The sequence below is a fragment of the Cupriavidus gilardii genome (assembly GCF_013347325.1).
In the GTDB taxonomy this organism is placed as follows: domain Bacteria; phylum Pseudomonadota; class Gammaproteobacteria; order Burkholderiales; family Burkholderiaceae; genus Cupriavidus; species Cupriavidus gilardii.
In genome coordinates this window covers 375,650-396,046 of record NZ_CP054626.1, presented here as the reverse complement: position 1 = coordinate 396,046, position 20,397 = coordinate 375,650, and the positions used below count along the sequence as shown (strand labels likewise).

At 68.5% G+C, this 20,397-nt stretch carries 16 protein-coding genes; 4 read left to right on the top strand and 12 right to left on the bottom strand.

The annotated features are described in order from the left end of the window. Positions 1-22: 22 nt before the first annotated feature. From kdpB to FOB47_RS11990, 4 genes are all read right to left on the bottom strand, one after another. A complete protein-coding gene (kdpB, locus tag FOB47_RS12005) occupies positions 23-2,221 on the bottom strand; it encodes a potassium-transporting ATPase subunit KdpB (RefSeq protein WP_174781175.1) in 2,199 nt (732 codons plus the stop codon). A 96-nt stretch (positions 2,222-2,317) separates the two neighbouring features. Next, a complete protein-coding gene (gene kdpA, locus FOB47_RS12000; protein WP_174781174.1) occupies positions 2,318-4,126 on the bottom strand; it encodes a potassium-transporting ATPase subunit KdpA in 1,809 nt (602 codons plus the stop codon). Continuing rightward, entirely contained in the window at positions 4,126-4,218 is a 93-nt protein-coding gene (gene kdpF, locus FOB47_RS11995; RefSeq protein WP_226994820.1) for a K(+)-transporting ATPase subunit F, read from the bottom strand. Before kdpF ends, kdpA begins: the two co-directional genes overlap by 1 nt. Beyond that, on the bottom strand, positions 4,215-4,379 hold the full coding sequence (locus FOB47_RS11990; protein WP_174781173.1) for a hypothetical protein: 165 nt from the start codon (positions 4,377-4,379) through the stop codon (positions 4,215-4,217). Before FOB47_RS11990 ends, kdpF begins: the two co-directional genes overlap by 4 nt. A 303-nt stretch (positions 4,380-4,682) precedes the next feature. On the opposite strand from FOB47_RS11990, the gene FOB47_RS11985 reads away from it, so the two are divergent. The 3 genes from FOB47_RS11985 to FOB47_RS11975 all read left to right on the top strand — a co-directional run bounded on the left by FOB47_RS11985 (position 4,683) and on the right by FOB47_RS11975 (position 5,668). Further along, entirely contained in the window at positions 4,683-4,886 is a 204-nt protein-coding gene (locus tag FOB47_RS11985; protein WP_006578114.1) for a cold-shock protein, read from the top strand. Positions 4,887-4,988: 102 nt separating this feature from the next. Continuing rightward, positions 4,989-5,273, top strand: a complete 285-nt coding sequence (locus FOB47_RS11980) for a hypothetical protein (RefSeq protein WP_053821047.1) — start codon at positions 4,989-4,991, stop codon at positions 5,271-5,273. Positions 5,274-5,293: 20 nt separating this feature from the next. Beyond that, positions 5,294-5,668, top strand: a complete 375-nt coding sequence (locus FOB47_RS11975) for a hypothetical protein (protein ID WP_053821046.1) — start codon at positions 5,294-5,296, stop codon at positions 5,666-5,668. Between the two features lie 66 nt (positions 5,669-5,734). On the opposite strand, the gene FOB47_RS11970 is transcribed toward FOB47_RS11975, so the two are convergent. The 5 genes from FOB47_RS11970 to FOB47_RS11950 all read right to left on the bottom strand — a co-directional run bounded on the left by FOB47_RS11970 (position 5,735) and on the right by FOB47_RS11950 (position 12,246). Beyond that, entirely contained in the window at positions 5,735-7,318 is a 1,584-nt protein-coding gene (locus FOB47_RS11970; protein ID WP_174781172.1) for a TerC family protein, read from the bottom strand. Positions 7,319-7,460: 142 nt separating this feature from the next. Beyond that, positions 7,461-8,801, bottom strand: a complete 1,341-nt coding sequence (locus FOB47_RS11965) for an LLM class flavin-dependent oxidoreductase (RefSeq protein ID WP_174781171.1) — start codon at positions 8,799-8,801, stop codon at positions 7,461-7,463. Positions 8,802-8,830: 29 nt separating this feature from the next. Continuing rightward, positions 8,831-10,048 carry an acyl-CoA dehydrogenase family protein gene (locus FOB47_RS11960; protein WP_174781170.1) on the bottom strand — a complete coding sequence of 406 codons (1,218 nt, stop codon included), beginning with the start codon at positions 10,046-10,048 and terminating at the stop codon, positions 8,831-8,833. A gap of 217 nt (positions 10,049-10,265) precedes the next feature. Further along, positions 10,266-10,784, bottom strand: a complete 519-nt coding sequence (locus FOB47_RS11955; protein ID WP_174781169.1) for a single-stranded DNA-binding protein — start codon at positions 10,782-10,784, stop codon at positions 10,266-10,268. 184 nt (positions 10,785-10,968) lie between these two features. Further along, positions 10,969-12,246 carry an MFS transporter gene (locus tag FOB47_RS11950; protein ID WP_053821041.1) on the bottom strand — a complete coding sequence of 426 codons (1,278 nt, stop codon included), beginning with the start codon at positions 12,244-12,246 and terminating at the stop codon, positions 10,969-10,971. 474 nt (positions 12,247-12,720) lie between these two features. On the opposite strand from FOB47_RS11950, the gene uvrA reads away from it, so the two are divergent. Beyond that, positions 12,721-15,618, top strand: a complete 2,898-nt coding sequence (gene uvrA / locus FOB47_RS11945; protein ID WP_174781168.1) for an excinuclease ABC subunit UvrA — start codon at positions 12,721-12,723, stop codon at positions 15,616-15,618. A gap of 85 nt (positions 15,619-15,703) precedes the next feature. Here the strand turns inward: uvrA and FOB47_RS11940 are convergent, their stop codons facing one another. The 3 genes from FOB47_RS11940 to FOB47_RS11930 all read right to left on the bottom strand — a co-directional run bounded on the left by FOB47_RS11940 (position 15,704) and on the right by FOB47_RS11930 (position 20,225). Next, positions 15,704-17,440 (bottom strand): Na/Pi cotransporter family protein, encoded by a 1,737-nt coding sequence (locus tag FOB47_RS11940; RefSeq protein ID WP_082371379.1) that lies wholly within the window; start codon positions 17,438-17,440, stop codon positions 15,704-15,706. Between the two features lie 171 nt (positions 17,441-17,611). Further along, positions 17,612-18,184 (bottom strand): adenine phosphoribosyltransferase, encoded by a 573-nt coding sequence (locus FOB47_RS11935; RefSeq protein WP_174781167.1) that lies wholly within the window; start codon positions 18,182-18,184, stop codon positions 17,612-17,614. A 61-nt stretch (positions 18,185-18,245) separates the two neighbouring features. Further along, entirely contained in the window at positions 18,246-20,225 is a 1,980-nt protein-coding gene (locus FOB47_RS11930; RefSeq protein ID WP_006579157.1) for a monovalent cation:proton antiporter family protein, read from the bottom strand. Positions 20,226-20,397: the final 172 nt, after the last annotated feature.

The window sequence follows — 20,397 nt, the reverse complement described above, 5'->3', positions numbered from 1 at the left end:
CGATGATCCGGCGATCCGGCCCTCAGGCCAGGCCCAGCGCGGTCAGCAGCATGTCGATCAGCTTGATGCCGACGAACGGCACCAGGATGCCGCCCAGCCCGTAGACCAGCAGGTTGCGGCGCAACAGCACCGCGGCGCCCAGCGGCCGGTAGGCGACGCCCTTGAGGGCAAGCGGAATCAGCACGACGATGATCAGCGCATTGAAGATGACCGCGGACAGGATCGCCGACGCCGGCGTGGACAGCCCCATCACGTTCAGCAGCCCCAGCTGCGGGTACGTGGTGGCGAACGCCGCCGGAATGATGGCGAAGTATTTGGCGATGTCGTTGGCGACGCTGAAGGTGGTCAGCGCCCCGCGCGTCATCAGCATCTGCTTGCCGATCTCGACGATCTCGATCAGCTTGGTCGGATTGCTGTCGAGGTCGACCATGTTGCCGGCCTCCCTGGCCGCCTGCGTGCCGCTGTTCATCGCCACCGCGACGTCGGCCTGGGCCAGCGCCGGCGCATCGTTGGTGCCGTCGCCGGTCATCGCCACCAGCCGCCCCTGGGCCTGGTACTGCCGGATCAGCTTGAGCTTCGCCTCGGGCGTAGCCTCGGCCAGATAGTCGTCGACGCCCGCCTCCGCTGCGATCGACGCCGCGGTCAGCCGGTTGTCGCCGGTGATCATCACGGTCTCGATGCCCATCCGGCGCAGCTCGCCGAAACGCTCGCGGATGCCGGCCTTGACGATGTCCTTCAGCTCGACCACGCCCAGCACGCGGACCTGGCCGTCCTGCTCGTCGGCGACTACCAGCGGCGTGCTGCCGGCGCGCGCGACGTCGTCGACGGCATGCATGACGGCATCGGGAAACTTGCCGGCGCGCTCGGCCACGTAGCGGCGCACCGCATCGGCCGCGCCCTTGCGCACGTGGCGCTGCGTGCCGTTGCCGTGCAGGTCCACGCCGCTCATCCGCGTCTGCGCGGTGAACGGCACGAACGTGGCATTGCGCTGCGGCACATCGGGGAGACGCAGGTCGGCCTGTTGGCGGGCGAGCGCGACGATGCTGCGGCCTTCGGGGGTGTCGTCGGCCAGCGACGACAGCCACGCCGCCTCGGCCAGCTGCGCCGGCGCCACGCCCGGCGCGGCAATGAACCGCGACGCCTGGCGGTTGCCATGGGTGATGGTGCCGGTCTTGTCCAGCAGCAGCACGTCGACGTCGCCGGCCGCTTCGACCGCGCGGCCCGAGGTGGCGATCACGTTTGCCGCCATCATCCGGCTCATGCCCGCCACGCCGATGGCCGACAGCAGCCCGCCGATGGTGGTCGGAATCAGGCAGACCAGCAGAGCCACCAGCACCGTGACGGTCACCGGCACGCCGGCCCTGGCCACCAGCACGCTGTAGACCGAGAACGGCTGCAGCGTCGCGGTGGCCAGCAGCAGCACGATGGTCAGGCCCACCAGCAGGATGGTCAGCGCCAGCTCGTTCGGCGTCTTCTGCCGTTTGGCGCCTTCCACCATCGCGATCATCCGGTCGATGAAGGTTTCGCCGGGATTGGCGGTGATGCGCACCACGATCCAGTCGGACAGCACGCGCGTGCCGCCGGTTACCGACGAGAAGTCGCCGCCCGACTCGCGGATCACCGGCGCCGATTCGCCGGTGATCGCGCTCTCGTCGACGGACGCGACGCCTTCGATCACCTCGCCATCGCCGGGGATCATGTCGCCGGCCTCGACCAGCACCACGTCGCCGCGGCGCAGCGCCGTGGCCGCGCGCGGCTCGGTGGCGCCGCCGCGCCGGCCGTCCTTCAGCACGCGCGCCGTCACCGTGGTGCGCAGCCCGCGCAGCGCCGCGGCCTGTTGCTTGCTGCGCCCTTCGGCCAGCGCCTCGGCAAAGTTGGCGAACAGCACCGTGAACCACAGCCAGACCGCGACGGCCAGGATAAAGCCGGCGCTCTCGCCGCCAGGGGACGCCGCAGGCTCGAAGGCGGCGCGCAGGAACAGGATCGTCGTCAGGATGCTGCCGGCATAGACGACGAACATCACCGGGTTGCGCAGCTGCTGGCGCGGCGACAGCTTGCGGAAGGCCGACGCAAGCGCGGGCTTGAGCAGTTGCGGCGCGAACATGCCGTGCGCCGCGGCACGGTCGGAAGTGGGAGAGCGATCGGCCAGGGGCGTGGCGGCCGACATGTCGTCCGGATTGCCGCCGATCTCGGCCGCATTGGCCGTCGATTCTTGTTGCATGGGATCTCCGCAGTGCGCTAGAGAGGAGGAACGGACGCCGACGCAGCAAGCCAGCGCGCGGCGTCCGGTGTCATCAGGAGAAAGAGAACGCCTGGCTCATCGAAACGCGGCGCCTTGCAGCTGCTCGGCCACCGGACCCAGCGCGAGCGCCGGCACATAGGTCAGCGCACCGACCAGCAGCACCGTGCCGGCCAGCAGCACCACGAACAGCGGCCCGTGCGTCGGCATGGTGCCGGCGCTCGCCGGCACGCGCTTCTTTGCCGCGAGGGTGCCGGCCATCGCGAGGACCGGGATGATCACCCAGAAGCGGCCGAACCACATCGCCGCCGCCAGCAACGTGTTGTAGAACGGCGTGTTGGCCGACAGCCCGGCGAATGCGCTGCCGTTGTTGTTGGCGGCCGAGGACAGCGCGTAGAGGATCTCGGAGAACCCGTGCGCGCCGGGGTTCAGCGCGCCGGCGCGGCCGGCGTCGGCCATCACCGCCACCGCGGTGCCCAGCAGCACCAGCAGCGGCGTGACGAGAATGACCACGGCCGCCATCTTGATCTCGCAGGCCTCGATCTTCTTGCCCAGGTATTCGGGCGTGCGGCCGATCATCAGTCCGGCGATGAACACCGCCAGCACCGCATAGACCAGCATGCCGTACAGGCCCGAGCCGACGCCGCCGAACACGACCTCGCCCAGCTGCATCAGCAGCATCGGTACCAGGCCACCGATCGCGGTGAACGAATCGTGCATTGCATTGACCGCGCCGCACGATGCCGCGGTGGTGATCGTGGCGAACAGCGCCGATGCCGCCAGCCCGAAGCGCGTTTCCTTGCCTTCCATATTGCCGCCGTCCTGCCAGGCCGAGGCGAGGCTGTCCACCGGCAATCCCGCCAGCGCCGGATTGGCCTGGTGCTCGGCCAGCGCCGCGACGCACGCCATCGCGACGAAGATCGCCGTCATCGAGGCCAGCACCGCCAGGCCCTGGCGACGGTCGCCGACCATCTCGCCGAAGGTGAAGCACAGCGCGGCGGGAATCAGGAAGATCGCCAGCATCTCGATCAGGTTGGCCAGCGCGGTCGGGTTCTCGAACGGATGGGCCGAGTTGGCGTTGAAAAAGCCGCCGCCGTTGGTGCCCAGCATCTTGATCGCTTCCTGCGACGCGACGGGGCCCATCGCCAGCGTCTGCTTTTCCGTACGGACCGGCTCGACGATGGGCTGGCCCTGGGCATCCCGCAGCGGCTGCCCGGCGGCATCGATCTTCGGCACCGTGTATTCGACCGTCGATGCCATCGACACCTGCTTGTAGGCATCGAAGTTCTGGATCACGCCCTGGCTGACCAGGGCCAGCGCGATGACGGTCGCGATCGGCACGAGCACGTACAGCGTGGTACGGGTCATGTCGACCCAGAAATTGCCGATGGTCGCCGCGCTCTGCCGCGCGAAGCCGCGGATCAGCGCAAACACCACGGCGATGCCGGTGGCCGCGGACACGAAGTTCTGCACGGCCAGGCCCAGCATCTGCGTCAGATAGGTCATCGTCGATTCGCCGGCATAGCCCTGCCAGTTGGTGTTCGCGACGAAGCTGATCGCCGTGTTGAACGCGGAATCGGGCGACACCGGGCCGAAGCCCTGCGGATTGAGCGGCAGCATGCCCTGCAAGCGCTGCAGGCCATAGACCGCCACCACACCCAGCACGTTGAACGCCAGCACGGCGATCGCATACCGTTGCCAGCCCATCTCGGCATCGGCGCGTATGCCGGCGGCGCGATAGAGCAGGCGCTCGAGCGGCCGCCCCCAGGCGGTCAACGCGTATTGGCCGTCCTCGACGGCCCGGCGCAGATAGCGTCCAAGCAGCGGGGCGATCGCCATCAGCACGGCGAGATACAGGGCCAGCAGGCCAATGAACTGCGTGGTCATCAGAATTTCTCCGGGCGCAGCAGCGCGATCAGCAGATAGACGAAAAGGGCCGCGGCCAACGCCGCGGCCAGCAGATCGGTCCAGTCCATCATTGCCCCCTGCCCGGGGTGGCGCCGCGCGGCGGCGTGTCGTCCGCCGGGCCATGCTGGCCCGCATTGGCCGGTGCGCGCGGCGTCAGCGCGGCGCACAGCCGCAGCAGCGCGGCGCCGAGTCCGGCGAAACCGAACAGTACGATCAGGAAGATCCCGTCCATGGCAAATACCGAGAGTGATACCGGCTTGCAGATTAGGGACGGACGGCTAAAAACGGGGTAGAAAGGCGGCGGTGAGGCGTAAAGAAGGTATAAAGATGCGGCAAGCGGTGTCGTCAATCGATTTGCGGCATTGTTTTGACAGCCCGGCACATGACCTGTATAACGGGAACCGCAGGATCTTCAAGCAAGCACGTCGATTACCGAGTTGGCCGCCCCCGGCTCCGCCACTTCTTCTCCATGTTTCTTCTTGATCGTCATGCCCCTCGGGACATTCGTCCGATGGGAACAGTCCAGGAGATAGTCATGGATACCGGTACCGTAAAGTGGTTTAACGATTCGAAGGGCTTCGGCTTCATTACGCCGGACGCCGGCGGCGACGATCTGTTCGCGCATTTTTCCGAAATTCAGGGCAGTGGCTTCAAGTCGCTGCAGGAAGGACAGAAGGTGCGCTTCGTGCGCGGCGTCGGCCAGAAGGGCCCGGCCGCCACGAAGATCGAAGCGATCTGACGCTAGCCACGAAAACCCCGCACCTGCGGGGTTTTTTATTGCCGGCGGTTCTTTTGCTGATTGCAGCAAGCCGGCGTCCACGTTGTTCAACAGGAGCGATGCATGGACTCCCTTCCGACCGCCAGCTACAAGGGCTACGAGCTCTATCCGCTGGTCTACCGGCGCGCGCCGGTGCAGACATGGCCGCGCACCAAGCCCGAACTTGCTTTCGATGTCTCCGTGATGATCTGCATCGAGGGCCAGCCGCCCGGCAACGAGCAATCGCGGCTGTACCGCCTGACCAGCGGATCGTGCGAGAACGTCGGCACCGCCCGGCGCGCCGCCGTCGACTACGGCCGCGCCATCATCGACGGCCTGGTTCCGACCGAAACGCTGCCTACGGCCTGAAGCGCCAAAGCGAGGCCGCCATGAGCGAAGCCGTCAGTTACCTTTGTACGTTGCCATGGGCCGGCACCAGCCTTGCCTACCATGTCAGCGTCAATTTCGCCGGTTCCGGCGAATGCGATTGCGTGCGCTTCACCAGCTTCGTCGGCGTGGGCCGGCGCTCCTTTACGATCCGCGCCGGTGCGGGCGCGGACGTGCGCACGCTGACGCGCGACGGCGAGGCGCTGTGCCGCATGGCCATCGGCCAGGCGCTGCGCGACGCGCTGCACGACAAGACGCTGGCCGGCGACCACCGGCTCGATGCGCTGGCCGCACCGTGGCAAGGCGAGCTGCGCCCGGTACGGTCGCGCGACGCGAGCCGGCCCGCCCGTTCGCGGTTGCAGTCGTTCGGCGTGTAAGGGCGCGCGCATCGGTCTCCGCGTACGAGCGGTCCCGCGTATCAGCACCCGCACCGTCGATTCCCTTCAGCGCTCCCGCTGCTCGGCGTCGGCGCCCGCCTGCACCGATTCGGCGCCCGGGCGCACCACTTCGATACGATCGATCCGCCGTTCGGTCGCCTCGACCACCGTGAAGCGATAGCCGTCCAGATCGATCGCGCTGCCCACCGGCGGCACGATGCCGAAGCGGTCCAGCAGCAGGCCGCCCAGCGACGCATAGCGGCCCTGCGATTGCGTCCACGACTCGCCCAGTTCCAGCACATGGGCGACCGCATGCAGATCGGCGCTGCCGTCGATCAGCCAGCGCCCCTCTCCCGCCGCCGCGATGGTCGGATGCTCGTCCTCGTCGGGGAATTCTCCGGCGATCGCCTCGAGCACGTCGACCGGCGTGACGACCCCCAGCACCGCGCCGTATTCGTCGGTCACCAGCACCAGCTGGCCGCGCGACGCGCGCAGCGTCTCCATCAGCGGCAAGATGCGGAGCGATTCCGGCACCACGATCGGCGGCCGCAGGCTGGCCTCGTCGATGCGGCCGTGCTCGGCCAGTGTGCCGATCAGGTCCTTGCCGCGCGCGACGCCGAGGATCTCGTCCAGTTGTCCACGGCAGACCGGAAAGAAGCTGTGCGGCGTGGCGAGGATCTGCCGGCGCAGCGTGTCGGCATCCTGCTCGATATCGATCCACGACAGCTCCGAGCGCGGCGTCATGATCGAGCGGACCGAGCGTTCGGCCAGCGACAGCACGCCGCTGACCATGCTACGCTCTTCCGGTGCAAAGGCCGCGGGCGCGGCCGTGTCCCGCCTGACCGGCTCGCCGGCCTCCCCTTCGGCCGCGCGGCGCGCGCCAAGCAGGCGCAGCACCGCATCGGCGGTGCGCTGGCGCATCGGCCGGCGCGCCTCGTAGCGCAGCAGATTGCGGCGCGCCAGCTGGTTCAGCGCCTCGATGCCGACCGAGAAGCCGATCGCCGCGTACAGATAGCCCTTGGGGATGTGGAAACCGAAGCCATCGGCGACCAGGCTCAGGCCGATCATCAGCAGGAAGCTCAGGCACAGCACCACCACGGTAGGGTGGGCATTGACGAAGCGCGTCAGCGGCTTGGACGCGAACAGCATCACAGCGATCGCGATCACCACCGCGACCATCATCACGCTCAGATGGTCGACCATGCCGACCGCGGTGATCACCGAATCCAGCGAGAACACCGCATCGAGAATGACGATCTGCGTGACCACCAGCCAGAAGCCCGCATAGGCGGGCTTCTCGACCTCATGCTCGGGCTTGCCCTCGATCCGCTCGTGCAGCTCCAGCGTGGCCTTGACCAGCAGGAAGATGCCCCCGGCCAGCAGGATCAGGTCGCGGCCCGAAAATTCCAGCGGACCGAGCGCGAACAGGGGCCGTGTCAGCGTGACCAGCCACGACATCACCGACAGCAGACCCAGCCGCATGAACAGCGCCAGCGACAGGCCGATGATGCGCGCCTTGTCGCGCTGCCCCGGCGGCAGCTTGTCGGCCAGGATCGCGATGAACACCAGGTTGTCGATGCCGAGCACGATCTCGAGCACCACCAGCGTCGCCAGGCCAATCCAGATCGTGGGGTCAGTCAGCCATTCCATGTGGGCATCGTCGCGTCGGGCAAGGGGGATGCTGCGCACGGAATGGGAATGGCCGCGGCAGCCGGGTACGCCACAGTGTAGGGCCTGGGCCGGCTACCGCGTCAATAGGAAGGAGGATGACAAGACCGCAGCGCCCCTTCGGTCAGGCGGCGGCCCGCGCCGGTGCCCTGCCCGCCGGACGTGCCAGACCGAGATGGGCGCGCAGCGTCGCGCCCGCGTACTCGGTCCGGAAGATGCCGCGCCGCTGCAGGATCGGCACCACGCCGTCGACGAAGTCCTGCAGGCCGTCCGGCAGCGCATCGGGCATCAGGTTGAAGCCGTCGGCCGCGCCGTGGCGGAACCAGTGCTCGATGTCGTCGGCGATCTGCTCTGGCGTGCCGACGATCACGCGGTGGCCGCCGCCGCCAGCGAGCTCGCGAATCAGCGCGCGCACCGGCAGGTTCCGCCGCCGCGCCGCGGCCAGCGTCGCGCGAAAGAACGTGTGATTGCCATTGGCCGGCACGGCGAGATCGTCGGGCAACGGCGCATCGAGCTCGAGCCGCTCGACCTCGATGCCAAGCGTGCCGGCAAGACGGTTCAGGCTGTAGTCCCACGGAATCAGATCGACCAGCGCGTCGCGCCGCTGCCGTGCTTCGGCCTCGGTGGCGCCGATGATGGTGGTCAGGCCCGGCAGCACCTTGACCGCATCCGCACCGCGCCCCAGCGCTTCGGCGCGCGCATTGATGGCGCGCTTGTAGGCCAGCGCCTCGTCGAACGACTGCGCGGCCGAAAACACGGCTTCGGCATGGCGCGCCGCCAGCTCGCGGCCATCGTCGGAGCCGCCGGCCTGGAACAGCACCGGATGGCCCTGCGGCGGCCGCGGCAGGTTCAACGGCCCGTGCACGTCAAAGAACGCGCCATGATGGGCAACCGGCTGCAGCTTCGCGGTATCGACGAAGCGCCCACGGGTCTTGTCGCCGATGAAGGCGTCGTCCTCCCAGCTGTCCCACAACGCCTTGACCAGCGTCGTGAATTCGTCGGCGCGCGCGTAGCGCTGGCCGTGATCGGGCGGGGCGGCTCGGCCGAAATTGCGCGCCGAGCCCGCATCGGCGGTCGTCACCACATTCCATCCGGCGCGCCCGCCGCTGACATGGTCGAGCGTCGCAAAACGCCGCGCGACGTTGTAGGGCTCGTTGTAGCTCGTCGATACGGTGGCCACCAGCCCGATATGCGTGGTCGCGGCGGCGACGCAGGCCAGCAGCAGCGTCGGCTCCAGCGCGGTAATGGGTCTGAAATGAATCTGGTCCGCAATCGCGGCGTTGTCGGCGAGGAAGATCGCATCGAACCTGGCGGCCTCCGCGATGCGCGCCACGCGCACGTAGTGCTGCACGTCGACGAAGGCGCGCGGATCGCTGGCGGGCAGGCGCCATGCCGAGGGCACGAAGCCGGAATGCAAGGCATTGATGTTCAGGTGCAGCTGGCGCGGCGGTGTGGCCGATGTCATCGCGAGTCTCCGCAGATTCGGAACAGGGCTCAGAACACCCGACCTTCGGTCAGGTGGGTGGTCTCGCCGTTCAGGTAGTAGGCGCCAACCACGCGCGCCTTGTGCAGCAGCGGGTTGTGGCTGAAGATCGTGCGCAGGTTGCGCCAGTGGCGGTCGAAGTTGTAGCGCTTCGCCGTAAACGACGCCCCGCCCGCCTCGAACATCCGCTCGCCCACGTGCAGCGCCAGCTTGCTGACCACCAGCTGTGTCTGCGCCGTGGCCAGCGCGCCCTGCAGCACCAGCGCCTCGGCATCGTCGGCGCCAGCCAGCAGCGCGTCGGCCGAGCGGTCCAGCACGCGCGCGTTGTCCCGGACCAGCGCATCGATCGCGTGGCTGTGCGCGGCCAGATCGCCGATCACCTGCTGGATGAAGTGGTCCTCGCGCGCGGATGGCGCCGGACTGTGCAGCGCGGGACGGCCATGGTCCTGCACGTAGCGCCGCGCATCGGCCCACGCGTTGCGCACGATGCCGGCCGCCACGGCGACCAGATGCAGCTGGCGCAGCGCGCCGCAATGGCGGCCGACCAGCGTGCTGTTGCCGCGCCGGGTCACCTCGTCGGCCAGTACCTGCACGTCGTCGAACACCAGGCTGCCGCTGGCGGTCATGCGCTGGCCCATGCCGTCCCAGTCGTCGACCACGCTGAAGCCCGGGCGGTCGGTCGGGATCACGATCGAGGCATCGGCGCCGTCGGCGTCCTTGACGTTGATGCGTGCGTAGTCGGCGAAGGCGGTGCCGGTCGAGTAGTACTTGCGGCCCGACAGCCGGTAATGATCGCCGTCCCGGCGCAGCGCCGTGGTGATTTCGCCGGGCCGTGCGGTGCCGACCTCGGTCGATGCCCCGCCGAAGATGGCGCCGCCGACGATGCGCTGCACCTGCAGATCGTTGAACGCCGAGCGCGGCGACAGCCGCAGCGACTCGGTCTGATCGAAATGGATGCGCAGCGCATGCGCGACGTTGGACTCGTGCGCGGCAATGGTGGCGATCACCTCGAACAGATCGACCAGCGTGCCGCCCAGCCCGCCTCGCTCCGCCGGAATCCGCAACAGCCCCAGGCCGGACTGCCGGAACAGCGCAAATCCCTCATAGGGCAGCAGGCGCCGCGCCTCGCGCGCGGCCGCATCGGTACCGATCTTCTGCGCGAGCTCGGGCAGCGACTCGAGCGCGGCCCGCAGGGCGCGGCGCGCGTCGAAGTCCAACGGGGCATTCATTGGCGGGTCCTCCTGGCCGGGTCAACAGGCTACGAGGATAGGGACGCTGCTCCTGAAGCGGAACGAAGGAAAGGGGATATCGATATCCGCGCGGGTGTTCTTTGGATAGGCGCAGAGACGCAAACCCGCGCGCAACACCGGCCGCGCAAATGAAAAGAGCCCGCGTGAAGCGGGCTCGATCGGCTGCCGGTGAGGCAGTGAAGCGGGGAGGCGAAACTCAGAACGGAATATCGTCGTCCATATCCTCGAAGCCATTCGACGGCGACTGCTGCGGCCGGCGTGCGCCGCCGCCCTGGTTGCCACCGCCACCGCCTTGGGCGCCGCGGCCACCGCCACCATAGCCGCCGCCCGACGATTCGCGGGCGTAGCCGCCGCCTTCGTCGCCGCCGCCACCACCGCCCTGGCGCGAGCCGAGCATCTGCATTTGTTCAGCGACGATTTCGGTGCTGTACTTGTCCTGGCCCGACTGGTCCTGCCACTTGCGGGTACGGATGCGGCCTTCGATATAGACCTGGGAGCCCTTGCGCAGGTACTGGCCGGCGATCTCGGCGAGCTTGCCGAAGAAGGCCACGCGGTGCCATTCGGTCAGCTCCTTCATGTCGCCGCTCTGCTTGTCCTTGTAGCGGTCGGTGGTGGCCAGCCGGATATTGGTCACGGCATCGCCACTGGGCATATAGCGCGTTTCGGGGTCCGCGCCGAGATTGCCGACGAGGATGACTTTGTTGACGGATGCCATGAGGTGTTCTCCGAGAACCGCGCCCCGATGGGCGGCGCGGCAATGTGCTGACTGGTTTGACTCTTTCGACTGATTCGCGCCGGGCGCGCCGATGGTAGTGCGGCCCGGCGCCGCAAAGCGTGTCCGCGTGATGCGGCCGTCGCCGTGGACCGCCGCGGTTACGTCGTGCCCGGCAGGCCGCCGCTCAGTGCGCCGGCTGCGGCTCGCTGTCCGGGCCGCCGTGGCGGACCCTGGCGGGCGGCGGCTTCATGCCCCAGGCGATTATAAGCCAGAGGACAAGCACGGCCGCGCAGCCATGGAAGACCGCGCTGCGGCCGGCGTGCTGCAGCAGCCAGCCGCCGACGGCGCCGCCGAGGAACAGCCCGATCGCCTGGGTCGTGTTGTAGACGCCGAGCGCGGCGCCGCGCGATGCCGCCGCGTAGCGCGACACCAGCGAGGGCTGCATCGCCTCGAGCACGTTGAAGGCCACGAAAAACAGCAGCAGCACCCCGACGATCGGCCACAGGCCGTGCACCGCGGCGAACAGCAGCTGCACCGCGGTCATCAGCGCGACCGCGCCGAGCAGCACCGGGCGGATGCGGCCATAGCGCTCTGCCGCCATCATCGGCGCCAGCATCAGCAGGAACGACACCAGCACGACCGGCAGGTAGACCTTCCAGTGCGAGTCGACCGGCATGCCGGCGTCGGCCAGCATGCCCGGCACCACCATGAACATCGCCACCTGCGAGGCGTGCAGCGCCAGCACGCCGACGTTCATGCGCGCAAGGTCCGGATTCAGCAGCACCTTGGGCAGCACCCGGTGCAGCGGCAGCTGGTCCGGATGGGGCGGCGGCGGGGTCGGTACCAGGAACAGCGTGACGGCGATGGCAAGCAGGCCCAGCACCGACATCAGCGCGAAGATGCCCGGCATGCCGATGGTGCGCAGCAGCGGCGAGGCAATCACCAGCGACAGCGCGAAGGTCAGGCCGATGCTGCCGCCGACCATTGCCATCGCCTTGGTGCGATGGCGCTCGCTGGTCAGGTCGGCGATGCAGGCGGTGATCGCGGCCGAGATCGCGCCCGTGCCCTGCAGCGCCCGGCCCGCGATGATGCCGGTCAGCGTGTCGGAGAACGCCGCGACCAGCCCGCCGGCGACGAACAGCAGCAGGCCGCCGATCATCACCGGCTTGCGGCCGACACGGTCGGACAGCCAGCCGAGCGGGATATGCAGGAAGGCCTGCATCAGGCCGTAGATGCCCATCGCCAGGCCGATGCGCTGGGCGTCGTGGCCATCGGGCAGCGTACGGGCGTATTCGGCGAAGACGGGCAGGATCAGGAACAGGCCCAGCATGCGCAGCGCGAAGATGCTGGCCAGCGACACGCTGGCGCGCAGTTCGATACGGGTCATCCGTGCGGAGACCGCGCCGGCTGCTCGTTCGGCACCATCGGCCGCGGCTGGGGAAGAAGACTGGGTCGACGGCATTGCGCTCGTGGGGACTCGGGTGAGACGGGTGGCCGGCCGTGCGCCGGGCCCCGCGCCGCGGTACGCGGCCATGCCGGGGCGCCATCCAAACCGCCACCGTGGCCACCGTGCCGGGCGCCGGAGCCGCGCCCTCTCGCCGGCAGGCGGAGGCAGGGGCAACCCCGGAAACCGAAGTTCGGTATATTAGCAGGTTTGCTCCCGGCGCCCGGCGCCGGATCGGCGGGAAGCGGCCCGGCTGGCCAGGCAATCGGCCGGCGGCACGAAGGTAGCGGCGCGCGGCGCCCGGCGGCGGCGAAAGCGGCGCCCGGGATGGCGGCAGGACCGCCGCGCCCCCCCTCCCCGCCGGCCCGCGCCAAGGCCCCGGCCTGCTTCCTGCTTGAGCGTACGCCTGCGATCCGGACATGGCGCGGGCGCTCCGTGAGACCGGCCTGTCGACCCCGACTGGCGGCCCCGCCTGGCGAAGACAAACGGTATATGGAAGAAATCAGAATCCGTGGGGCCCGTACCCACAATTTGAAGAACATCAATCTCGATCTGCCGCGCAACAAGCTGATCGTGATCACCGGCCTGTCGGGATCGGGCAAGTCCTCGCTCGCCTTCGATACACTGTATGCCGAGGGCCAGCGCCGCTACGTCGAATCGCTGTCGGCCTACGCGCGCCAGTTCCTGCAGCTGATGGAGAAGCCGGACGTCGACCTGATCGAAGGCCTGTCGCCGGCGATCTCGATCGAGCAGAAGGCGACCAGCCACAACCCGCGCTCGACGGTCGGCACCGTCACCGAGATCCACGATTACCTACGCCTGCTGTACGCGCGCGCCGGCACGCCGTATTGCCCGAACCACGATCTGCCGCTGCAGGCCCAGAGCGTGTCCCAGATGGTCGACGCGGTGCTGGCGCTGCCCGAGGACACCAAGCTGATGATCCTCGCGCCGGTGGTGGCCGACCGCAAGGGCGAGCACACCGACCTGTTCGACACGATGCAGGCGCAGGGCTTCGTCCGTTTCCGCATCCGCTCGGGCGGCGGCGCCGCGCACGAGGCGCAGGCCAGGGTCTACGAGGTCGATGCGCTGCCCAAGCTGAAAAAGACGGAGAAGCACAGCATCGAAGTGGTGGTCGACCGCGTCAAGGTGCGGCCGGACATCAAGCAGCGGCTGGCCGAATCGTTCGAGACCGCGCTGCGGCTGGCCGATGGCCGCGCGATCGCGCTCGAGCTGGACAGCGGCGCCGAGCATCTGTTCAGCTCGAAGTTCGCCTGCCCGATCTGCTCGTACTCGTTGCCCGAGCTCGAGCCGCGGCTGTTCTCGTTCAACAACCCGATGGGCGCCTGCCCGAGCTGCGACGGCCTGGGCCAGATCACGTTCTTCGATCCGAAGCGGGTGGTGGCCTTCCCCAACCTGTCGCTGGCCTCGGGCGCGATCAAGGGCTGGGACCGCCGCAACCAGTTCTATTTCCAGATGCTGCAGAGCCTGGCGGCGTTCTACGACTTCGACCTGGACACCGCGTTCGAAGACCTGCCGGCCGAGGTGCAGCAGGTGGTGCTGCACGGCTCGGGCGAGACCGAGATTCCGTTCACCTACATGAACGAGCGTGGCCGCACCACCACGCGCTCGCACGTGTTCGAGGGGATCATCCCCAATCTGGAGCGCCGCTACCGCGAGACCGATTCCGTCGCGGTGCGCGAGGAACTGGCCAAGTACCAGAACAACCAGCCCTGCCCCGCCTGCCACGGCACGCGGCTGCGTACCGAGGCGCGCCATGTCAAGGTCGGCGATGGCGAACAGGCGCGCGCGATCTTCGAGATCAGCGGCTGGCCGCTGCGCGACGCGCTGACCTGGTTCCTGACGCTGCAGCTGCAGGGCGCCAAGCGCGAGATCGCCGACAAGATCGTGCGCGAGATCTCCGCGCGGCTGAACTTCCTGAACAACGTCGGCCTCGACTATCTGTCGCTGGAGCGCAGCGCCGACACGCTGTCGGGCGGCGAGGCGCAGCGCATCCGGCTCGCCTCGCAGATCGGCTCGGGGCTGACCGGCGTGATGTACGTGCTGGACGAGCCGTCGATCGGCCTGCACCAGCGCGACAACGACCGGCTGATCGGCACGCTCAAGCATCTGCGCGACATCGGCAATTCGGTGCTGGTGGTCGAGCACGACGAGGACATGATCCGCGCCAGCGACTATGTGGTCGACATCGGCCCGGGCGCGGGCGTCCATGGCGGCCAGATCGTCGCCGAGGGCACGCCGCCGCAGATCGAAGCCTCGCCGGCCTCGCTGACCGGACAGTACCTGTCGGGCGAGCTCAGCATCGAGGTGCCGGCCTCGCGCACGCCGCCGGATCCGGAACGGATGCTGCGCATCCTGAACGCCAGCGGCAACAACCTGAAGCAGGTCAACGCCGAGATTCCGGTCGGCCTGCTGACCTGCGTGACCGGCGTATCGGGCTCGGGCAAGTCGACGCTGATCAACGACACGCTGTATCCGGCGGTGGCGCGCCATCTGTACGGCTCGACGCCGGAGCCGGCGCCGCACGACCGCATCGACGGGCTCGAGCACTTCGACAAGGTCATCAACGTCGACCAGAGCCCGATCGGCCGCACGCCCCGGTCCAATCCGGCCACCTATACGGGCCTGTTCACGCCGATCCGCGAGCTGTTCGCCGGCGTGCCGTCGGCCAAGGAGCGCGGCTACGATCCGGGCCGCTTCTCGTTCAACGTCAAGGGCGGGCGCTGCGAGGCCTGCCAGGGCGACGGCGTGCTCAAGGTCGAGATGCACTTCCTGCCCGATGTCTACGTGCCCTGCGACGTCTGCCACGGCAAGCGCTACAACCGCGAGACGCTGGAGGTGCTGTACAAGGGCAAGAACATCTCGGAGGTGCTGGAGCTGACGGTCGAGCAGGCCTACGAGTTCTTCAGCGCGGTGCCGGTGGTCCGGCGCAAGCTGCAGACGCTGCTCGATGTGGGGCTGGGCTACATCCGGCTGGGCCAGGCGGCGACCACGCTGTCGGGCGGCGAAGCGCAGCGCGTCAAGCTGTCGCTGGAGCTGTCCAAGCGCGATACCGGCCGCACGCTGTACATCCTCGACGAGCCGACCACCGGCCTGCATTTCCACGATATCGCACTGCTGCTCAAGGTCATCCACAAGCTGCGCGACCAGGGCAATACCGTGGTGATCATCGAACACAACCTCGATGTGATCAAAACCGCGGACTGGGTGCTGGACCTCGGCCCCGAGGGCGGCGCCGGCGGCGGGCAGATCATCGCGCGCGGCACGCCGGAGGACATCGCGGCCAGCAAGGCGAGCTTCACCGGCAAGTACCTGGCGCCGCTGCTCAAGCGGCCCGTGGAAGAACCGGCGCGGCGGGTCAAGCGCCGGTAAGTCGGCGGCAAGTCGCCGGCAAGGCGCCAGCGAGGCGTCAGGGGCACGGGGCGACGCAAGCGCCCCTGCCCTCTTCGGACGTTCCCTACTCCGGCCGCACCCGCGGTGCCAGCGGCTGGGCGGGCGCGCCATTGGCGGCGCCAGCGGCGGCCAGCGGGCGCGCCTGCTCGGTGTCGCGGCCGTCCTCGTCGCGCATCCGGCTGCGATCGAGCGCGCCGGCTTCTTCGAGCACCGGGTAGGCGGTCGCGCAGAACAAGGAGTTCAGGCGCTTCAGGTCGCTGATCACGTCCAGGTGCAGCGAGCTGGTGTCGATGCTCTCGATCGTCTGCGTGGCCACGCGGCGCAGGTGGGTATGCGAATACTTGCGCTCGAGCTCGCGGAAGGTCGCCTTCTCCATCATCAACTGGCGCGCGCTCTTCAGGTCCCCGTTCAGGAACACCGACAGCCCAAGCCGCAGATTGCCGATCAGGCGGGCATGCATCTCGGTGATTTCCTGCATGCCGGCCTCGGAAAACACCAGGTTGTGGGCGATCTTCTTGTCCCGCGCATCGATCAGGATCCGTTCGATGATGTCGGCCGCATGCTCCAGATTGATATTGAGCGAGATGATCTCGGTCCAGCGGCGGCCGTCGCGCTCGTCGAGCGCCTCGACACTGATGCGCGTCAGGTACAGCTTGATCGCGGTATAGAGATCGTCGATCTCGTCGTCGATGCGGCAGGTGGCGGCGGCCAGCTTGGCGTCGTTGGTCCGCAGCACGCGCAGCATGTTGTCGAGCATCTGCTCGACGCGGTCGCCGATGCGCAGCACCTCGCGCGCGGCATTGGCCAGCGCCAGCGTCGGCGTGGACAGCGCGGCCGGATCGAGGTGGCGCGGCGTGACCTGGCTCTCGCCGGTGTTGCGGCCCGGCAATATCGTTTCGCACAGCCGCGCCAGCGGCGCGGTCAGCCCGATCAGCGCCACCGCCAGCACCACGTTGAACAGCAGGTGGAAATTGACGATCAGCCGCTGCGGGTCCGCATCGACCGCGCGCAGCAGCGTCTGCGCGTCGTCCAGCAGCGGCAGCGCCACCACGCAGCCGAGCAGGCGCGACAGCAGATTGCCCAGCGTCACGCGCTTGCCGGGCTGGTTGTTGCCGGAAGTCGTCAGGAACGCCGAGATGCCCGAGCCGAGGTTGGCGCCGAGCACCAGCGCCAGCGCGACCGGAATCGACACCACGCCGGCCGAGGCCAGCGCGCCGCAGAACAGCACCACCGCCAGGCTCGAATAGGACAGCACGGTCAGGAAGGCGCCGACCAGCATGTCGAGCGCGGTATCGCCGGTCAGGCTGGCGAACAGCACCTTGACGCCGGCGGCCTCGACCACCGGACGGGTCGCATTGGAAATCAGCTCCAGCGCCAGCGTGATCAGCCCCAGGCCGATCAGCACGCGGCCGACATGGCCCGGCCTGCTGCCCTTCCAGCTCAGATGCGCGATCACGCCGATGAAGATCAGCAGCGGCGACAGCCACGACAGGTCCAGCGAGAACACCTGCACCATCATCGCGGTGCCGACGTTGGCGCCCAGCATGATGGCCAGCGCGGGCGCGACCGCGATCAGGCCCTGGCTGACGAAGGAACTGACGATGACGGCCGTCGCATTGCTGCTTTGCACCAGGCCCGTCACGCCGAGGCCGGCGGCGAAGGCGCTGAAGCGATTGGCAACGCTGGCCGAGAGCACGTGGCGCAGATTCGCGCCATAGACGCGCAGAATGCCGACCTTGACGATATTCGTGCCCCAGACCAGCAGCGCGACCCCGGAGAGCAGATGAAGCAGAACGCCCATGGTGTGGCACCCATTGCGGCCGGTGCGGCGGTCAGAGGCAGGGGCCGCCCGGCCCTTGTTGTGAATGAACGGCCATTATGCGCCCGCGCTGCGCAAGAGGGCAACGCGAGGCGCCGGCGATGGTGTGCTTCGCAACGCTGGGCGGCGCTGCGGTTGTTGCGTGAACGACGTTCAGTGGCCCTCGAATCGGCACACGGTGAACAGCGGCAGGCCGCTGTCGAGCAGATGGCGCGAGCCGCCGAGCTCGGGCAGATCGACGATGGCCGCGCCTTCCACGACGGTGGCGCCGAGCCGCTCGAGCAGCCGGCGTCCGGCCATCATCGTGCCGCCGGTGGCGATCAGGTCGTCGATCAGCAGCACGCGGTCGCCCGGCTTGCAGGCATCGGCGTGGATCTCGACGGTGGCGCTGCCGTATTCGAGCTCGTATTCCTCGGCCACGGTCTGGAACGGCAGCTTGCCCTTCTTGCGGATCGGCACGAAGCCCAGGTTCAGCTCGTAGGCGAGGATCGCGCCAAGGATGAAGCCGCGCGCATCGATGCCGGCCACCATGTCGAGGCCGGCGTCCATGTAGCGGTGCACGAATACGTCGATCAGCACGCGCAGCGTCTTCGGGTCCTGCAGCAGCGGCGTGATGTCGCGAAACATCACGCCGGGCTGCGGCCAGTCGGGCACCGTACGGATGCGGTCGCGCAGATAGGTGGTGACGTCGCCCAGGGGCGGGGACTGGATGGTGGCAGCGGGCATGGTCGGAAACAATGGATGAAGGGGATGGCTCGAGCGCCAGCCATCCAGGATAACGGCTGCGTCAGCGCTCGGTGATCCGCTGCTCGGCCGCCTCGAGCGCCTCGGGCGTGCCGCGCAGCACCAGGATGTCGCCCGGCTCGAGCACGGTATCGGGCTGCGGATCGAAGGCGCGGATGCCGCGCCGCCGCACGGCGGTGACCTCGACGCCGATATGCTCGAGCCCCAGCGTACCGAGACGGCGGCCGACCGCGGTCGCGTCCGGCCCCAGCGACAGCGAATGCAGCCGCACCGAGTCGCGCTCGATCATGTCCTCCTCGTCGTCGCGGCCGTGAAAGTAGCCGCGCAGCAGGCTGTAGCGCGCATCCCGCGCCTGCTGCACGCCGCGCACCACGCGCCGCATCGGCACGCCCAGCAGCACCAGCGCATGCGAGGCCAGCATCAGGCTGCCCTCGATGATCTCGGGCACGACCTCGGTCGCGCCGGCGCGCTGCAGCGCTTCCAGCTCCGAATCGTCGACCGTGCGCACGATCACCGGCAAAGCGGGCTCGAGCTCGTGCACATGGTGCAGCACCTTCAGCGCGGACGGCGTATTGGCATAGGTGATGATCACCGCCGCGGCGCGATGGATGCCTGCGGCAATCAGCGCCTCGCGCCGCCCCGCATCGCCGTAGACGACCGTATCGCCGGCCGCCGCCGCCTCGCGCACGCGGTCCGGGTCCAGGTCCAGCGCGACATAGCCGATGCCCTCGCGCTCGAGCATCCGCGCCAGGTTCTGTCCGCTGCGGCCGTAGCCGCAGATGATCGCGTGCTTCTCGGTCTGCAGGCTCTGCGCGGCGATACGTGTCATGTTCAGCGACTGCAGCAGCCATTCGTTGGCGGCAAAGCGCATCGCGATCGCATCGCTGTACTGGATCAGGAACGGCGCCACCAGCATCGACAGCAGCATCGAAGCCAGGATCACCTGCGTCAGCACCGGATCGACCAGGCCCAGCCCGTCGATCTGGTTCAGCAGCACGAAGCCGAACTCGCCGGCCTGCGCCAGGCCCAGGCCGGTGCGGATCGCCACGCCGGGACGCGAGCCGAACAGCCGCGCCAGCCCGGCGATCAGCACGAACTTGAACAGCACCGGCACGATCAGCAGCGTCAGCACCAGCCACAGGTTGTCGATCACCACGCGGACATTGAGCAGCATGCCGATGGTGACGAAGAACAGGCCGAGCAGCACGTCCCGGAACGGCTTGATGTCTTCCTCCACCTGATGCCGGTATGGCGTCTCCGCGATCAGCATGCCGGCCATGAAGGCGCCCAGCGCCATCGACAGGCCCAGCCGCTCGGTCAGCGCCGCCATGCCCAGCGTGACCAGCAGCAGGTTCAGCATGAACAGCTCCTGCGAGCGGCGCGCGGCCACCACGTGGAACCAGCGGCTGACCACGCGCTTGCCCAGCACGAAGATCAGCGTCAGCGCGACCACGATCTTGACGATCGCCAGCGCCAGCGCCATCGGCAGCTCGCCCGGATCGCGGGACAGCGCGGGGATCACGATCAGCAGCGGCACCACCGCCAGATCCTGGAACAGCAGCACGCTGAAGATATTGCGGCCGTGCTCGGTCTCGAGTTCAAGCCGCTCGGACAGCATCTTGGAGACGATCGCGGTCGACGACATCGCCAGCGCGCCGCCCAGCGCGATCGACGCCTGCCAGGTCAGGTCGAACACCGCGCTGAACAGCCAGCCGACTGGCGCCACCGCCAGCATGGTCAGCACCACCTGGCTGCCGCCGAGGCCGAACACCAGCCGGCGCATCGAGCGCAGCTTGGCCAGATTGAACTCCAGCCCGATCGAGAACATCAAAAAGACCACGCCGAACTCGGCAAGGTACTTGGTCTGGCCGGAATCGCTGGCCAAGCCCAGCGCGTGAGGTCCGATCAGGATGCCGACCGCCAGATAGCCCAGCATCGGCGGCAGCTGCAGCATGCGGAAGGCGACCACGCCGAGCACGGCGGCGGCCAGCAGCACAAGGGTCAGGTCCAGCGGAGAATGCATTCGGGCGGGCCGGTATTGGTGCGAGCGATGATGCGAGCGGTGGCGCGGATAGCGGTGCGGCAGTGCAGCGGTTGCAGGCGGTAATGCAGGCGGTGGACCGGGAACAGGCCTGCCCCGGCCCGGCGTGTTCCGTCAGGGGGCGGCCGGCCGGCGGAGACGGGACCCGGACGCG

Bases quoted from the DNA above. Each gene is read 5' to 3' on its own strand.
- kdpB (WP_174781175.1), bottom strand. From the start codon at position 2,221: ATGCAACAAGAATCGACGGCCAATGCGGCCGAGATCGGCGGCAATCCG.
- kdpA (WP_174781174.1), bottom strand. From the start codon at position 4,126: ATGACCACGCAGTTCATTGGCCTGCTGGCCCTGTATCTCGCCGTGCTG.
- kdpF (WP_226994820.1), bottom strand. From the start codon at position 4,218: ATGATGGACTGGACCGATCTGCTGGCCGCGGCGTTGGCCGCGGCCCTT.
- FOB47_RS11990 (WP_174781173.1), bottom strand. From the start codon at position 4,379: ATGGACGGGATCTTCCTGATCGTACTGTTCGGTTTCGCCGGACTCGGC.
- FOB47_RS11985 (WP_006578114.1), top strand. From the start codon at position 4,683: ATGGATACCGGTACCGTAAAGTGGTTTAACGATTCGAAGGGCTTCGGC.
- FOB47_RS11980 (WP_053821047.1), top strand. From the start codon at position 4,989: ATGGACTCCCTTCCGACCGCCAGCTACAAGGGCTACGAGCTCTATCCG.
- FOB47_RS11975 (WP_053821046.1), top strand. From the start codon at position 5,294: ATGAGCGAAGCCGTCAGTTACCTTTGTACGTTGCCATGGGCCGGCACC.
- FOB47_RS11970 (WP_174781172.1), bottom strand. From the start codon at position 7,318: ATGGAATGGCTGACTGACCCCACGATCTGGATTGGCCTGGCGACGCTG.
- FOB47_RS11965 (WP_174781171.1), bottom strand. From the start codon at position 8,801: ATGACATCGGCCACACCGCCGCGCCAGCTGCACCTGAACATCAATGCC.
- FOB47_RS11960 (WP_174781170.1), bottom strand. From the start codon at position 10,048: ATGAATGCCCCGTTGGACTTCGACGCGCGCCGCGCCCTGCGGGCCGCG.
- FOB47_RS11955 (WP_174781169.1), bottom strand. From the start codon at position 10,784: ATGGCATCCGTCAACAAAGTCATCCTCGTCGGCAATCTCGGCGCGGAC.
- FOB47_RS11950 (WP_053821041.1), bottom strand. From the start codon at position 12,246: ATGCCGTCGACCCAGTCTTCTTCCCCAGCCGCGGCCGATGGTGCCGAA.
- uvrA (WP_174781168.1), top strand. From the start codon at position 12,721: ATGGAAGAAATCAGAATCCGTGGGGCCCGTACCCACAATTTGAAGAAC.
- FOB47_RS11940 (WP_082371379.1), bottom strand. From the start codon at position 17,440: ATGGGCGTTCTGCTTCATCTGCTCTCCGGGGTCGCGCTGCTGGTCTGG.
- FOB47_RS11935 (WP_174781167.1), bottom strand. From the start codon at position 18,184: ATGCCCGCTGCCACCATCCAGTCCCCGCCCCTGGGCGACGTCACCACC.
- FOB47_RS11930 (WP_006579157.1), bottom strand. From the start codon at position 20,225: ATGCATTCTCCGCTGGACCTGACCCTTGTGCTGCTGGCCGCCGCCGTG.